At 45.6% G+C, this 15,197-nt stretch carries 14 protein-coding genes; 4 read left to right on the forward strand and 10 right to left on the reverse strand.

Features of this window, described 5'->3' with window-relative positions:
• Window positions 1-15: 15 nt before the first annotated feature.
• The 5 genes from ACPUEK_RS05440 to glnA form a co-directional block, all read right to left on the reverse strand.
• Window positions 16-573, reverse strand: coding sequence for an L-threonylcarbamoyladenylate synthase (locus ACPUEK_RS05440; RefSeq protein WP_425642574.1), 558 nt, complete (start codon window positions 571-573; stop codon window positions 16-18).
• 86 nt (window positions 574-659) lie between these two features.
• Complete coding sequence (locus ACPUEK_RS05445) at window positions 660-1,040, reverse strand: DUF3461 family protein (RefSeq protein WP_067221416.1); 381 nt, start codon at window positions 1,038-1,040, stop codon at window positions 660-662.
• Between the two features lie 150 nt (window positions 1,041-1,190).
• Window positions 1,191-2,624, reverse strand: coding sequence for a nitrogen regulation protein NR(I) (gene ntrC / locus ACPUEK_RS05450; protein ID WP_067221418.1), 1,434 nt, complete (start codon window positions 2,622-2,624; stop codon window positions 1,191-1,193).
• 9 nt (window positions 2,625-2,633) lie between these two features.
• On the reverse strand, window positions 2,634-3,704 hold the full coding sequence (gene glnL / locus ACPUEK_RS05455) for a nitrogen regulation protein NR(II) (RefSeq protein WP_082866239.1): 1,071 nt from the start codon (window positions 3,702-3,704) through the stop codon (window positions 2,634-2,636).
• A 279-nt stretch (window positions 3,705-3,983) separates the two neighbouring features.
• Window positions 3,984-5,390: a glutamate--ammonia ligase gene (gene glnA / locus ACPUEK_RS05460; protein WP_067221437.1), complete on the reverse strand. Its 1,407-nt coding sequence runs from the start codon at window positions 5,388-5,390 to the stop codon at window positions 3,984-3,986.
• Between the two features lie 332 nt (window positions 5,391-5,722).
• On the opposite strand from glnA, the gene thiI reads away from it, so the two are divergent.
• The 4 genes from thiI to dtd all read left to right on the forward strand — a co-directional run bounded on the left by thiI (window position 5,723) and on the right by dtd (window position 11,562).
• The gene (gene thiI / locus ACPUEK_RS05465; protein ID WP_067221441.1) at window positions 5,723-7,174 is read left to right on the forward strand and encodes a tRNA uracil 4-sulfurtransferase ThiI; all 1,452 of its coding nucleotides are present in this window, start codon (window positions 5,723-5,725) and stop codon (window positions 7,172-7,174) included.
• Window positions 7,175-7,411: 237 nt separating this feature from the next.
• Complete coding sequence (locus ACPUEK_RS05470) at window positions 7,412-8,998, forward strand: methyl-accepting chemotaxis protein (protein ID WP_425642575.1); 1,587 nt, start codon at window positions 7,412-7,414, stop codon at window positions 8,996-8,998.
• Between the two features lie 199 nt (window positions 8,999-9,197).
• Window positions 9,198-11,018: a translational GTPase TypA gene (gene typA, locus ACPUEK_RS05475; RefSeq protein WP_425642576.1), complete on the forward strand. Its 1,821-nt coding sequence runs from the start codon at window positions 9,198-9,200 to the stop codon at window positions 11,016-11,018.
• Between the two features lie 109 nt (window positions 11,019-11,127).
• Window positions 11,128-11,562, forward strand: coding sequence for a D-aminoacyl-tRNA deacylase (gene dtd, locus ACPUEK_RS05480; RefSeq protein WP_067221430.1), 435 nt, complete (start codon window positions 11,128-11,130; stop codon window positions 11,560-11,562).
• Between the two features lie 251 nt (window positions 11,563-11,813).
• Here dtd and tatC read toward each other — a convergent pair whose 3' ends face one another.
• From tatC to ubiB, 5 genes are read right to left on the reverse strand one after another with little or no spacing between them, the layout of a single operon-like run.
• Complete coding sequence (tatC, locus tag ACPUEK_RS05485; RefSeq protein ID WP_067038484.1) at window positions 11,814-12,575, reverse strand: twin-arginine translocase subunit TatC; 762 nt, start codon at window positions 12,573-12,575, stop codon at window positions 11,814-11,816.
• Between the two features lie 20 nt (window positions 12,576-12,595).
• The gene (gene tatB / locus ACPUEK_RS05490; RefSeq protein WP_425642577.1) at window positions 12,596-12,979 is read right to left on the reverse strand and encodes a Sec-independent protein translocase protein TatB; all 384 of its coding nucleotides are present in this window, start codon (window positions 12,977-12,979) and stop codon (window positions 12,596-12,598) included.
• Between the two features lie 3 nt (window positions 12,980-12,982).
• Complete coding sequence (gene tatA, locus ACPUEK_RS05495; protein WP_067038486.1) at window positions 12,983-13,192, reverse strand: Sec-independent protein translocase subunit TatA; 210 nt, start codon at window positions 13,190-13,192, stop codon at window positions 12,983-12,985.
• 11 nt (window positions 13,193-13,203) lie between these two features.
• On the reverse strand, window positions 13,204-13,536 hold the full coding sequence (locus ACPUEK_RS05500; RefSeq protein WP_067038487.1) for a phosphoribosyl-ATP diphosphatase: 333 nt from the start codon (window positions 13,534-13,536) through the stop codon (window positions 13,204-13,206).
• A gap of 16 nt (window positions 13,537-13,552) precedes the next feature.
• A complete protein-coding gene (gene ubiB, locus ACPUEK_RS05505; RefSeq protein ID WP_067222371.1) occupies window positions 13,553-15,196 on the reverse strand; it encodes a ubiquinone biosynthesis regulatory protein kinase UbiB in 1,644 nt (547 codons plus the stop codon).
• Between the last annotated feature and the right edge of the window lies 1 nt (window position 15,197).

Consider the following 15,197-nt stretch of genomic DNA (forward strand, 5'->3'; position numbering starts at 1 on the left):
GCTTGGCTCTTTTCGTTAGGCTCTAAATTGCTTACCTGTAATAAGGTCAAGCACTTGAGAGGGTTGGGCTGCGTTGCCGAGTGGTGCATCGAAAATCGCATCAAGTGTGTCACCAAAATAGTTCATGACCTCTTCTTTCGAACGCGCAGGATCGAGTCCAGCAGGGTTTGCGGAAGTAGACACGAGTACCCCTTGGTACGCAGAACACAGGTTTTGAACGGGCTCATGCTGGCTCAGTCGAATGGCAACACCTGGATGTTGTCCACGAACCCAATCTGGCGTGATGAGTGTGTCGGGGACAACCCATGAGGTTGGGCGATCAGTGACTTCTATTAAACGCGTAAACATGGCGTGTTCGAGGATTTCTTGCCAAGGATCTAAATGTTGCGCAGCGCCAGCGATTAGAATCAAACCTTTTTCGACTGGACGAGACTTCAAGGTAAGGATACGTTGCACAGCATGTTGATTAAATGGGTCACAACCTAGACCCCAAACTGCCTCTGTTGGATAAGCAACGACCCCACCGTTACGTAAGATCTCTGCGACTTGTGTCGCATCAGACGTAATCAGCATAGCGGTTCTCCGTTATTTTATAATGTACGGAGTGTAAAACTTTCGCCAAAAAACGGCCATAGAATCTACGGCCGCTGCTGCAAAGGTTAAGACAATTTCTCGATTTTTGCTTTAATTTCGACGATTTTATTCGCGACAACACGTTCTAAGTGATCCAGCTCTTTGAGAAGGTCTTCTTTGGTTTGTTTGTCTTCAAATTCTTGACCTAGTAAGCGACCTAGTTCGTCAACTGCACGCAGAACGACTAAAGAAGGCTCGCTGATTTCACGGTATTGTTGTTGGCCGCCGTCTGCCAATACGGTTCGGGTCGCACGACCAAATTTGAACTTCTTACTTTTTGGAAGTAAAGAGCCTTTTTCACGACGGTAATAGATTTTCAAAACATCAAAACCACCTTCGTAGCGTAAGGTGTATTTTTCAATGTTTTCGAAGCTGTTGACGCCCATCGATTCGAGAGTTGGGTACATAAAGAAATCCTTGTAAATGCGCTTTTGTTTGATCTCTTTATGAAAGGGGATTGTTATCAAAAAAGCAAGAAAAACCAAGATTAAATGACTAAAAACGACACCTTGATTGAGTCTGATCTAGGTGTCGTTTTATCCGCGTAAGTGGAAAGGCTATTCCTCTTCGCCATCAGAGTGGTCAATGCCCAGTTCTTTGATTTTACGGGTCAAGGTGTTTCGCCCCCAACCTAAGAGTAATGAAGCGTCGCGGCGGCGGCCTGCGGTATGGGTTAAAGCCGTTTCAATCATGATCCGTTCAAACTTAGGCACGGTTTGTTCTAAGATGCCTTTTTGACCGCTGGCTAATGCGCTGTCCACCCAGTTTTTTAATGCGTCTTCCCAAGAGCCATAAGGTCTTTCTGAAGGTGGCGTATTGAGTAGCTCTGGCGGCAGGTCTTCGATCAGTACTTCTCGACCGGATGCCATCACAATCAACCAGCGACAGGTGTTTTCCAATTGACGCACGTTTCCAGGCCAATCTAAACGACTCATGTAGTTTTCGGTGTCTTTTGTTAATACTTTCGGCTCAACGTGCAACTCTTCTGCAGCACGGCTTAAAAAGTGGCGCGCTAGTTTTGGAATGTCTTCACGACGCTCTGCCAATTTAGGCAGGTGAACGCGGATCACATTCAAACGGTGGAACAAGTCTTCACGGAAAGAGCCTTTCGTGACCAGCCCTTCTAAATCTTGGTGGGTTGCGGCAATGATTCGCACATCCACTTTTACCGGTGTATGGCCACCTACTCGGTAAAATTCCCCATCGGCTAGTACACGTAGTAAGCGTGTTTGTGTTTCGGCCGGCATGTCACCGATTTCATCTAGGAACAATGTACCGCCATTGGCTTGTTCAAAACGACCGCGACGTTGCGTGTTGGCTCCAGTGAAGGCGCCTTTTTCATGCCCGAACAGCTCCGATTCAATCAGGTCATGTGGGATTGCTGCCATGTTGAGCGCGATAAATGGGCTTGAGGCACGCGGGCTGTGACGGTGTAAGGCTTGCGCAACGAGTTCTTTACCTGTGCCAGACTCTCCATTGATTAGTACCGTAATGTTGGAGTTTGCTAAGCGTCCGATCGCACGAAACACTTCTTGCATAGCAGGCGCTTCACCAATAATTTCTTTTTCGGCAAGTTGCTCTGCTTCCACGGCTGCTGCAATCGATTCTGGTTTAGATTTGTTGTGATGCAAAATAGCGCGTTTGATCAGACTGACGGCTTCTTCTACATCAAAGGGTTTTGGTAAGTATTCAAAAGCGCCACCCTGATAAGAGGCCACAGCACTTTCTAAATCAGAATGCGCGGTCATGATAATAACTGGAATATACGGGTGTTCTTTCTGTAGCTGATTCAACAGCGTAAGACCATCCATGCCTGGCATACGGATATCGCTGATGATGACAGTCGGTTGTTCTTTGCCGATCATATTGGCCAGCGCTTCAGCGGACTCGAACAAACGGCATTGAATGCCTTCTTGTTCAAGTGTTTTCTCTAACACCCAACGAATTGAGCGATCATCATCGACGATCCAAACGGTTTCTTGTTGTGACATGTATTTCTCCTAGCCTACTGCCGAGTTTTCAATCGGGATTAGGATGTTAAATTCGGTACGCTGTGGCTGACTGTTGCATTCGATAATACCGTTGTGTTGGTGAATCACGGATTGAGCAATCGACAGCCCTAAGCCAGTGCCATCGGCACGGCCGCTGACCATAGGGTAAAACAGCGTTTTTAAAATATTTTCGGGTATACCTGGGCCGTTATCGACGATGCTGAGTCGACATACGAGACGATGTCGCTTTGCACCGATGGTGAACTGGCGCAAGGTACGTGTGGAAACGGTTATTTGTTTTTGCGGATTATCCGGTTGCTGGATCAGCGCCTGCATCGCATTGCGCATAACATTTAATACCGCCTGAATAAGCTGTGCTTCATCCCCAATGATGTCGGGAATACTGGGGTCATAATCGCGAATGAGCTTAATCTGATCTTCTGATTCCACAGAAATCAGTTGATTAACGCGTTCAATGACACGGTGAATATTGAGCGGTTTATATTGAGGGAGTTGGCGCGGCCCTAATAAACGGTCGACCAGATCACGTAAGCGGTCGGATTCTTCAATAATGACTTGAGTGTAATCTTTTAAGCCTTCATCGTTGAAAACACGACTAATGAGCTGCGCTGCGCCGCGAATACCACCTAATGGGTTTTTGATTTCGTGCGCTAGGCCACGAATCAGTTCTTTGCTAGTTTGATGGTTGGCAATGAGCTCATCTTCTTGAGAGATGCGCTTCATACGGTCCCTAGGATGCAATTCAATCAGTAGACTGTCGGTATTATTAAGAGCGCCCATGACAGGAGTGACATTGTAGTCACATAAAATCATTTTACCGGTTGTGAGCGTTATCTCGGCTTCACGTTTTGTAAAAGCGTGGCCTGATTGAATGGCGGACAATAAAGCGCGACGACTCTCATCATCTTCGTTAAATGCGGCGGCTAGGTCTTGACCATAGATACGACGTCGACTGACCTCTAGCATCATTTCTGCTGAAGGGTTGAGATACTCAATGCAGAGTTCTCGGTTTAGCTGCAGTACCGCAGTGGATAAATGGTCGATCAGTAAGCTATACACCGGAAGTGCCTCGATAGAATATTTTATTGTGTGATGTCATTCATGCGCTAAAAAGGAACTGGATTAGAGCAAGATCACTTTATTAATGTCTATTACTGCAAAATACGAACCAACATTGGGCAGAGTTCGATGCCTTTATTTTTCTAGGCTTATTAATAATATAGTGCTTATTTGTGCACTTAAATGGTGCGCCACTATTCTGATGTATTTTTGTAGGGCAAAAAAAAGCCCCAACACAGGTCGGGGCTTTTAATATTACTCTAAGAGCTAGAAGCGGTATTAAACGCTGTAGTAAAGGTCAAACTCGATTGGGTGAGTTGTCATGTTTACAAGGGTAACTTCTTCAGACTTAAGAGCGATGTAAGCATCGATCATGTCATCAGAGAAAACGCCGCCTTCAGTTAGGAAAGCACGGTCTTCGTCTAGGCACTTAAGTGCTTCTTCAAGGCTGCTAGCAACTGTTGGGATCAATTTACCTTCTTCTGGTGGAAGATCGTAAAGGTCTTTGTCTGCTGCATCGCCTGGGTGAATCTTGTTCTTAATACCGTCGATACCTGCCATCAACATGGCTGCGAAACATAGGTATGGGTTAGCGGTCGGATCAGCGAAACGTGCTTCGATACGCTTGCCTTTAGGGCTTGAAACGTAAGGAATACGGATAGAAGCGGAACGGTTACGAGCTGAGTAAGCTAGCATAACAGGTGCTTCGAAGCCTGGCACAAGACGCTTGTATGAGTTAGTAGAAGCGTTTGCAAACGCGTTGATAGCGCGAGCGTGCTTGATGATACCGCCGATATAGTAAAGGGCCATATCAGAAAGACCAGCGTACTGATCACCAGCAAATTGGTTTTCGCCGTCTTTCCAGAAAGATTGGTGTACGTGCATACCAGAACCATTGTCACCAACGATTGGCTTAGGCATGAAAGTCGCTGTTTTGCCGTATGCGTGTGCAACGTTGTGTACACAGTACTTCATGACTTGTACTTCGTCAGCTTTCTTAACAAGTGTGTTGAACTTAACACCGATTTCGTTTTGACCAGCCGTCGCTACTTCGTGGTGGTGTACTTCAACTTCTTGACCCATTGCTTCGATCGCGTGACACATTGCAGCACGGATTTCGTGATGAGAATCAACAGGTGGTACTGGGAAGTAACCGCCTTTAACACGTGGACGGTGACCCGTGTTGCCGCCTTCAAAAGACTTGTTCGTTGACCAAGCGGCTTCTTCTGAGTTGATTTCTACACTACAACCTGACATGTCTGCATGCCATTTTACGTCGTCAAAGATGAAGAATTCTGGCTCAGGACCGAAGAATGCAGTATCGCCCATGCCTGTAGACTTAAGAAACTCTTCTGCACGCAGTGCAACAGAGCGAGGGTCACGATCGTAGCCTTGCATTGTTGCTGGCTCGATAATGTTACAACGAAGAATAATGGTTGCATCTTCAGTGAATACGTCAAGAAGTGCTGTCTCATCTTGAGGCATCATGATCATGTCAGATTCGTTGATGCCTTTCCAACCAGCGATAGAAGAACCGTCAAACATTTGACCATTTTCGAAGAATTCTTCATCCACGCTAGCTGCTGGAATAGTCACGTGATGCTCTTTGCCTTTGAAATCTGTAAAGCGTAGGTCAACCCACTTTACGTCATGTTCTGCGATCAAACCAAGAGTGATGTTTGACATGTTTGTTCTCCAATGTTGTTTAATCAAATTTCTTTCGGAATTCAGTTTTGCTTCACGATGAAGCGTATTTTCCAAAATGTAAAGCATATCCTGTGCCAGAATTTCGGGCGCCATTAAAAAAACTTTAATTTCAAGGAGTTAAGCTATTTTTTGGCTTTCTTGCAAAGCGATCTGCACGTTATTGAATCCATTCTTGATTGGTTGTGAACCAATTGGGTGCGCGTTTATGGTGCAGTGAGCGCTTTTGGTGCATTTATTTGGGGTTGGCTTCAGCGCTGTATGCTTTATACTGTGCGCCCTTCAAATTCGACTGTACGAAAAATACACACCCAATGAAATTTATTGTTAAATTCTTTCCAGAAATCACTATCAAGAGCCGCCCAGTACGAAAAGCCTTCGTAAAACAGCTCCGCCATAATATCCGTCTCGTTTTGCGTGATCATGATGATAATGTGACGGTTGCCGGAAACTGGGATTTTATTGAAATTCTCTCAGAACAAGATGACCAGCGTGACGCATTTATTGAGTCATTACGACATATTGCGGGTATTGCGCACTTTCAATACGTCCGAGAGTTCCCGTTTACCGACTTGGACGGCATTGTTGAAGAAGCCATTAAATCTTATGGTGATGAATTAAAAGATGCCGTGTTTGCTGTACGTGTTAAGCGTGTAGGGAATCATGACTTTTCGTCTGTCGATGCTGAGCGGCATATTGGCGGTACGCTAAAAGCGCGCTGCGGTGCATTGGCCGTTCGTTTAAAAGACCCTGACGTGTTGGTACCTATTGATATCCGTGATAATCGCGTATGGATGATTGAGCAGCGTATTGAGGGTCTAGGTGGCTACCCATTGGGTTCACAAGATGCCGTGCTGTCTCTGATCTCTGGTGGTTTTGATTCCACTGTGAGCTCTTATTTGACGATGAGTCGTGGCTTGAAAACGCATTTTTGTTTCTTCAATTTGGGGGGCGATGCCCATGAGATTGGGGTGAAGCAAGTGTCTCATTTTTTATGGGACAAATACGGCTCAAAATTGGGTGTGAAATTCATTACGATTCCGTTTGAAGATGTTGTTGGGGAAATTCTCAATAATGTTGATAATGCCGAGATGGGCGTTATCTTGAAACGTATGATGCTGCGTGCCGCGTCTCGCGTAATGGAGGGGGTGAGTGCAAAAGCCTTGGTAACCGGAGAAAGTGTTGCCCAAGTATCAAGTCAAACCCTAGTCAATTTAAAAGTCATCGACAATGTTACGGATGAACTGGTACTGCGCCCGCTGGTGACGATGAACAAACAGGAAATCATTGATAAAGCGAAAGACATTGGCACAGCGCCGTTTGCGGCCAGTATGCCTGAGTTTTGCGGCGTCATTTCTGTTAAGCCGACGACACGTGCCAAAATGCACCGTGTCGAACGCGAAGAGGCGAAGTTCAATTTCGACGTACTAGACAGTGCCGTCAATAACGCTCGTGTTATGTCGATCCAAGATGTAATGGCCGATGTAGATCAACAGTATCAAGGCGATGTGCCGGTGGTGCGTATGCCGGTTGGTGATGAAGTGATTATTGATATTCGCCATCCAGACGAAGCTGAACGTAACCCAATCAAAGCATCGGGTCGTCAAATGTTAAATGTTCCGTTCTTTACATTGGGAAATAAGTGGCCAACGTTAGATCAAGACACCACGTATCTTCTTTATTGTGGTAAAGGTGTCATGAGTCGAATCCATGCTTCTCACCTTATGTCTAAGGGATACGAGAATGTTGGGGTTTACCTCCCGTAGAACAGTGATTCCTATGATATTTAAAAACGCACCTTTATGGTGCGCTTTTTTGTACGTTAATTTTCATTAAATGTAATCATTGGTTGAATGTATTGCGCATGAAAATGGGTATTTTGTGCGTGACAGATCGGTTAAGTGAATAGATAAAATGTGCTTACTATGATTTTTGTCAAAATGAGGATTCATTAGCGCGATATACTCCTATCCTTATTTTTTACTAAATTAGTAGGGATACAAATGACTTATACGCAACAGGGGCAGGAGCGTATATTGGATAAGAGCTCCAATATACTGTCACTGACAAAACTCGATAGTACGATTACCTACATTAATGAAGAATTCGAACACATCAGCGGGTTCAATTCTCAGGATTTGCTTGACCATCATCATAATATTATTCGCCATCCTGATATGCCCAAAGCGGCATTTGCTGACATGTGGCAACATTTACAGCAAAAGCAATCGTGGATGGGGATTGTTAAAAACCGTTGTAAAGATGGCAGTTATTACTGGGTAGATGCTTACGCGAGTCCTGTTATGGCAGATGGGCGAGTAGTTGAGTATCAATCTGTTCGTCGAGCGCCGGAAGTCGAGGTGAAGCAACGTGCCGAAAAACTGTATTCTAGTCTAAACTCTGTCTCTCATCCCGAGAAAAAATTACCTAGAAAACCTTTCTTGTCGTTTCCTGTTCGTTGCTTGATGATTTTGGTTAGTTACTTTTTACTGTCAAACCTGATCGCTCAAGAATTCGATACGAGCAGTGCTTGGCTGGCTAACACTGCCTTGTTTTTAGTAATGCTAGGTTTATTGTGGCTGGTTTACCAACCGTTAGCGACCGCAATTAAAAAATCCCGCCAAGTGTGTGATTCAGAGCTTGCTGCGTATATATATACAGGACGAACGGATGAAGCGGGTAGTATTCGACTGGCTCTGACGAAGCTGCGCGGAGAAACTGCCGCTGTGGCGGGTCGTATCAGTAGTTTCTCGTTAATGTTGCGCGATAAACAGACTCAAGTATGCGCCAGTGTACAGTCCAGTGAGCGTGCGTTAGATGAATTATCAAAAGATTTTAGCTCGATTGAACGAGCGACTGATGAAATGGTAGCCGCGGTAGAGGAAGTTGCTCAGGCTACGCAAGACGGTACCCGTGTTACGGAAGCTGCATTTGATACCATGTCTGATGGCCAAAAAGCGATTATTACGGCACGTGATGCAATGGATACTGTTCGTATCCATATCAGCCAAGCGAATGATGAGCTTGCTCGTTTGCGCAGTGATAGTGAAGCCATCAGTTCGGTTGTAGAGGTCATTCAAGAAGTAGCTGAACAAACTAATCTTCTTGCACTTAATGCTGCGATTGAAGCTGCACGGGCAGGCGAACAAGGACGTGGCTTTGCTGTGGTTGCAGATGAAGTCCGTAGTTTAGCCACTCGAACGTATAAATCTACCGAAGATATTGTCAGTGCCATCGAGAGAGTGCAGTTAGGCTCAAATGCAGCGTGTGCAAAAATGGAGTCTGCTGTGATGGCCGTGGAGCGAACTCATGAAGAGTCAATTAATGTTGATATCGCAGTAACTAGGGTTCGTGAAGGTTTGGATCAAATTCATCAAAACGCATTGCAAACAGCAGTAGCGATGAATCAGCAAAGTGAAACGGCTATGCAAATTAACCAACGCATTGCGAATGCAGTGACCGTGACGGCCGGAATTGTTGAAAAATGCCGAGACAATTCTGGTGCCTGTGATGAGCTGTTTGTATTATCAGAAAAGATGGAAGGCATAGCCCAACAGTTCTGGCATCAGGTCACGGTACCTAAGAGCTAACGCCAAGAAGCTTACGTGAGGTTTGCGCGATGGACTTTTTTTGTCTTTTTTCGGGAACTTAATAGGAAGTTCATAAAGATAAGGGTACAATTGCGCGAATTTTACTCCGAATGACAACACAAGATTGCTTTTAAGCGTACCGATTCCCGCTTAATCTTGTTATATCTCATTCCCTGTCGCTAAATACAGAGAAATATTAATGTCTATTGATATCAGTAAGTTACGCAACGTTGCAATCATTGCCCACGTTGACCATGGTAAAACAACGCTGGTAGACCAGCTTCTAAGTCAGTCAGGTACACTGGACCGTAAAGAAATGGGTTCAGAGCGTATTATGGACTCGAATGACCAAGAAAAAGAGCGTGGTATTACCATTCTTGCGAAAAACACTTCAATTAAGTGGAATGACTACCGCATCAACATCGTAGACACACCTGGACACGCCGATTTCGGTGGCGAAGTAGAGCGTGTACTATCGATGGTGGACTCTGTACTACTATTGGTTGACGCGGTAGATGGCCCGATGCCACAAACGCGTTTCGTAACGTCTAAAGCCTTTGAACGTGGCCTACGTCCGATCGTTGTAATCAACAAAATCGACCGTCCAGGCGCACGTCCTGACTGGGTAATGGACCAAGTATTTGATCTATTTGACTCTCTTGGTGCGACAGAAGAGCAGCTTGATTTCCCTGTGATCTACGCGTCAGCGATCAACGGTATCGCAGGGCTTGATCCAGAAGCAATGTCAGAAACAATGGAACCGCTGTATCAAATGATCGTCGACAGCGTGCCTGTTCCTGATGTTGATCCAGAAGGTATGTTCCAAATGCAGGTGTCTGCATTGGATTACGATGCCTACGTTGGTGTAATCGGTATCGGCCGTATCACGCGTGGTCTGTTGTCTCCTAATCAGCAAGTGATTGTTAAATCGGCTGACGGCAAAGAGCGTAAAGGTAAAGTCCTAAACGTTAAGGGCTACCATGGTCTACAGCGAGTTGATACTGAACAAGCGGCTGCTGGTGATATCGTATGTATCACTGGTATCGACGGCCTAAGTATTTCTGACACGCTATGTAACCCTGAGTGTGTTGAAGCGTTGCCTGCATTGACAGTTGACGAGCCAACCGTAAGCATGACCTTCATGGTTAACGACTCACCGTTTGCTGGTAAAGAAGGCAAATACATTACGACGCGTAACATTAAAGACCGTCTAGACCAAGAGCTTATCCATAACGTGGCTTTGCGTGTGAAGCAAGGCGAAACACCTGATAAATTCATCGTATCAGGCCGTGGTGAGCTTCACCTTTCGGTATTGATCGAAAACATGCGTCGTGAAGGCTTTGAGATGGGGGTTTCTCGTCCTGAAGTAGTACAGAAAGAAGTTGATGGAAAAATTCACGAACCATTCGAATTGGTCGTTATTGACGTTGAAGAACAGCATCAAGGTTCGATCATGGAAGAGCTTGGTTTGCGTAAAGCTGAACTGACTAACATGGAACCGGATGGTAAAGGCCGTGTTCGTCTTGAATTCATGACGCCTTCTCGCGGTTTGATCGGTTTCCGTGGATTGTTCCTGACGTTGACATCTGGTTCAGGTATCATGACCAGCGTATTTGATCATTACGGCCCAGTGAAAGACGGCGATACTCATGGGCGTCAAAACGGTGTATTGATCAGTATGTTGACGGGTAAAACAGCAGCTTACGCACTGTTTAACCTACAAAGCCGCGGCCGCATGTTCCTAGGCCATGCCGTAGAAGTATACGAAGGTCAGGTAATTGGTATTCACTCGCGTGATAACGACTTAACTATTAACCCTGTTAAAGGTAAGCAGTTAACAAACGTTCGTGCATCAGGTACTGATGAAGCACTAACACTAACGCCACCAATTCGTCATACTCTTGAGCAAGCACTTGAGTTTATCGAAGACGATGAGCTGGTAGAAGTAACGCCAGAAAGCATCCGTATTCGTAAGAAACTATTGACTGAAAACGAGCGTAAACGCGCTGGCCGTAAGTAATAGAGCAGCAGCAAATAGACCGCAAGGTCTTGAGCGGAATGAAAGCGCCTTAGGGCGCTTTTATTTTGTCTAAAATTTGTGATGGTTAGAGATAGCAAAAGGAGCACAGATGAAAGTCTTGGTACAGCGATCCCTTGAAGCGAAAGTCATTGTTGATGGTGAAACCATTGGAGCCATTGATCATGGGCAGCTGGTATTGGTCGGAATTGAACGCGGGGACACCGAAGCGGACACACAGCGTTTGGCTGATAAACTTTTAAAGTACCGTATGTTCGGTGATGATGACGGCAAAATGAACTTGAATGTTCAACAGGTAGGTGGCGGGGTACTGTTAGTTTCGCAATTTACCTTAGCAGCCGAGACTAAAAAAGGGCTACGTCCAGGTTTTTCTAGTGCGGCAGTGCCGGAAGAGGGCGAGCGCTTGTTTAATGACTTTGTCGCGAAAGTGCGTGCGCAATACGATAAAGTGGAAACAGGACAGTTTGGCGCGGACATGAAAGTACAGTTTACCAACGATGGTCCTGTTACTTTTATGCTGGATTAAATCCTATTAGTTTGTAGGATCGCGATTTCCGTGAGAAAAGACAGTGTGCGGTGAGGAATGGAAGCCTTTAATCGCAAGGGCTTTCCTTCGCACAGCGAAGTCCTACAAAGCCACTTTGCCGTCATGTAGGACTGCGGTTTTCGCGGGAAAAGACAGTGCGCGGTGAGGAATGGAAGCCTTTAATCGCAAGGGCTTTCCTTCGCATAGTGAAGTCTCCACAAAGCCACTCTAGCCGTATGGTAAGACTTTTTCTAAGCTTTACTTGTCTCGGTTTCCTCTTCGTCTTCATCCTCTTGTTTGACGGTTCGGCCGGCGAGCAAGCCGAGTTCAAACAGCAGCCACATGGGAATGGCCAGTAACGTTTGCGAGAAAATATCCGGAGGAGTAATCAACATGCCTACTACAAAGCAGCCTAAAAATACGTAAGGGCGCTTTTTCGATAGACTTTTCACTGTCGTCACACCAGCCTTAATTAACAAGTACGTGGCAACAGGGATTTCAAACGTCACACCAAACGCGAAGAACAGCTTTAGTACGAAGTCTAGGTAGTTGTTAATGTCGGTCATTACGGTTACTTCACCCGGGCCTACCGAGGTGAAGAAGCCAAAGATTAATGGCAGTACAATAAAGTAGGCAAAAGATATGCCACAGTAAAATAGCAAGACGCTCGAAATTAGCAGCGGAATCGCGACGGTTTTTTCTTCTCTATACAACGCGGGTGCGATAAATGACCATGCTTGGTACAGAATATAAGGTACAGCAATCAATACCGCTAAGGCAAAAGTAAGCTTTAAAGGCGCCATGAAAGGAGAGGCGACTTCTGTTGCAATCAGCGAGCTGCCTTCTGGAAGTAAGGCTCGCAATGGCTCAGAAACAAACAGATACAGCTCATTGGCAAATGAATAAAGGCCGGCAAATATCAGTAAGACGATGAGTACAGATTTAAGAAGTCGGTTACGCAGCTCAATTAGGTGCGTTACCAACGGTGCTTGAGACGGTTCTTCATGGCTCATTTGGGGGTTCCCAATGAAAGTTAAGCACGAGACTGTGTTTCGTCAGGTGCTTTGTTTGCAGTTGCCTGCGCAGTATCCGTCTGTGTGTCTTGAGAAGTTGAAACCGACTCAGCTTGAGGCTCTGGATCGGCCTGAGGCTTAGGAGAAGGCTTTGTAGTATGCATTTCCCGTTCAAAGTTTGCCGACTCACGCATGATGCGTTCATTGGTTTCTTTGATGGAACGTTGCATTTCTTCTTGATCGAGTTGCGAGTTGATTTCTCGCTGCACAGATTGAATGCTACGACGAATTTTTCGAATCCATAAACCGGCTGTTTTCGCCGCCATAGGCAGACGTTCAGGACCCAAAATAATGAGTCCTACGACAGAAACAACCAGTAATTCAGAGAAGCCGATATCGAACACAGGTTAGGCGCTCTTATCGTCTTTCTTTTCTTCCTGGATAGCTTTGGCTTGGCCTTCGCCATCCTTTTGCTCTTCGTCTTTATCTACAGCTTCTTTAAAGCCCTTTACTGCGCCACCTAAATCAGAACCAAGGTTCTTCAACTTCTTAGTGCCGAAAATTAGGATAAGAATCGCTAAGACGATCAACAGTTGCCAAATACTAATGCCACCCATTTGTGGTACTCCTACTTTTTACGGTTGGCTTTTTCTTCTAAGCCAGACAAATTAAAACGGCGTGCCAGCTCATCCAATATGTCCTGCGGAGCAAGATCTAAATGAGATAGCATCACAAGCGTGTGAAACCAAAGATCTGCTGTTTCATAGATCACGTCTTTTTTATCACCAGAAATAACCGAATCTTTGGCTGCGATGATAGTTTCGACGCTTTCTTCACCGATTTTCTCAAGGATCTTATTTAAGCCTTTAGCATGTAAGCTAGCGACATAAGATGAGTCAGCGGCAGCAGATTTACGTTCTTCTAACGTAGTGGCCAATTCAGCCAAAACATCAATATTCATTATAGTCTCTCAAATGTTACGGTTTTAATACTAGCAGGTAAATGCCGCCTAAAAACAGCGCTAAGCTCAACATATCCGCTTGCGCAAGGTGTCCTAGAGCAATGTTGTCGGTAGTAATCCAAGCCCCACCCAGTGCTAACAGACCCAGTAATTTGAATGGCTGATTGCGGCGTGAGCGGCGCATTTCCTTACGTATATTCTCTAAGGCTTCAGTTTGTTCTGCGATTCGCGCTTCTTGATGCGATAAGTGGGTCAGCGTTGAAAAGACAAGGTTAGGAATTTGTGGCAGCTGTCCAGCCCAGTCCGGTGCTTGTTTTTTCACTTCATCCAGTAAACGTCTAGGTCCCACCTGTTCGCTCATCCAGCGTTCTAGGAAAGGCTTAGCGGTAACCCATAGATCTAAGTCTGGGTAGAGCTGACGACCAAGGCCTTCGATATTCAACAGTGTTTTTTCCAGTAGCACGAGCTGCGGTTGAACTTCCATATTGAAGCGACGTGCCGTTTGGAACAATCCGAGTAATACTTGGCCAAATGAAATCTCTTTCAGCGGCTTGGCAAACATAGGTTCACAGACGCTACGAATGGCAGATTCAAACGCATGTACTGGTGTGCCCTTAGGGACCCAGCCACTTTCTACATGCAACTCCGCAACCATGCGATAATCGCGTTTAAAGAAAGCCAGTAGGTTACGTGCTAAGTAGTTCTTATCGGCGTCGTCAAGGCTGCCCATAATGGCACAATCGATTGCGATGTATTTCGGTCGCTCTGGATTGGAAGGGTCAACAAAAATATTGCCGGGATGCATGTCTGCATGGAAGAAACTATGAGAGAACACTTGAGTAAAGAAGATCTCTACGCCGCGTTCAGCCAGTACTTTCATATTGACATTGTGTTCGCGTAGAGCAGGAATGTCAGCAACGGGAATGCCTGAAATACGCTCCATTACCATCACGTTGCGTCGGCTATAGTCCCAGTAAATATTGGGTACATACAGCAAATCAGAGTCGGTGAAATTACGTTGCAGCAATCCAGTGTTGGCGGCTTCTTTCGCTAAATCCAGCTCATCAAGAATCGTGTATTCATAATCTTGAACCACTTCGACAGGTCGTAAACGTCGGCCATCTGTGCTCGTTTTAGCGACAAAACGAGCCAACATGTACAGTAACTGAATATCTTGACGAATGGTTTTCTCGATCTTCGGTCGAATGACCTTAGCGACAACGTGCTCGCCTGTTTTCAACTTAGCAGTATGCACTTGAGCGATGGAAGCAGACGCTAAAGGGGTTCGATCAAACTCGTCAAAAATATCATCGATCTTAGCGTTTAGGTCTTTTTCAATAATCGCCACAGCCAAGTCGCCAGAAAAAGGTGGTACGCGATCTTGTAAACGCGCCAGTTCATCGGCAACGTCATCGGGCAGTAAGTCCCGGCGGGTGGATAAAATCTGACCAAATTTAACAAAAATTGGGCCTAAGGATTCAAGTGCTAAACGTAAACGTTCACCCCGATTGCGCTCGGCACCTTTGCGGCCAATAGTCAGTACGATACCTAAGGTGTATTTTAAGTACCAAGGTAACAACTTGATCGGAATGAAGGTGTCTAGTCGGTACCGTAAAACGGTGAGTACGATACGTAAAAAACGAGTGGCGCTGTTCCACATG

The organism is Marinomonas gallaica (genome assembly GCF_049821165.1).
In the GTDB taxonomy this organism is placed as follows: Bacteria; Pseudomonadota; Gammaproteobacteria; order Pseudomonadales; family Marinomonadaceae; genus Marinomonas; species Marinomonas gallaica.

Excerpts from the sequence above, each read along its gene's own strand:
- ACPUEK_RS05500 (WP_067038487.1), bottom strand. The coding sequence starts at position 13,536 with ATGAATATTGATGTTTTGGCTGAATTGGCCACTACGTTAGAAGAACGT.
- glnA (WP_067221437.1), bottom strand. The coding sequence starts at position 5,390 with ATGTCAAACATCACTCTTGGTTTGATCGCAGAACATGACGTAAAGTGG.
- thiI (WP_067221441.1), top strand. The coding sequence starts at position 5,723 with ATGAAATTTATTGTTAAATTCTTTCCAGAAATCACTATCAAGAGCCGC.
- ACPUEK_RS05445 (WP_067221416.1), bottom strand. The coding sequence starts at position 1,040 with ATGTACCCAACTCTCGAATCGATGGGCGTCAACAGCTTCGAAAACATT.
- tatA (WP_067038486.1), bottom strand. The coding sequence starts at position 13,192 with ATGGGTGGCATTAGTATTTGGCAACTGTTGATCGTCTTAGCGATTCTT.
- ACPUEK_RS05470 (WP_425642575.1), top strand. The coding sequence starts at position 7,412 with ATGACTTATACGCAACAGGGGCAGGAGCGTATATTGGATAAGAGCTCC.
- ubiB (WP_067222371.1), bottom strand. The coding sequence starts at position 15,196 with ATGTGGAACAGCGCCACTCGTTTTTTACGTATCGTACTCACCGTTTTA.
- tatC (WP_067038484.1), bottom strand. The coding sequence starts at position 12,575 with ATGAGCCATGAAGAACCGTCTCAAGCACCGTTGGTAACGCACCTAATT.
- dtd (WP_067221430.1), top strand. The coding sequence starts at position 11,128 with ATGAAAGTCTTGGTACAGCGATCCCTTGAAGCGAAAGTCATTGTTGAT.
- typA (WP_425642576.1), top strand. The coding sequence starts at position 9,198 with ATGTCTATTGATATCAGTAAGTTACGCAACGTTGCAATCATTGCCCAC.
- ntrC (WP_067221418.1), bottom strand. The coding sequence starts at position 2,624 with ATGTCACAACAAGAAACCGTTTGGATCGTCGATGATGATCGCTCAATT.
- ACPUEK_RS05440 (WP_425642574.1), bottom strand. The coding sequence starts at position 573 with ATGCTGATTACGTCTGATGCGACACAAGTCGCAGAGATCTTACGTAAC.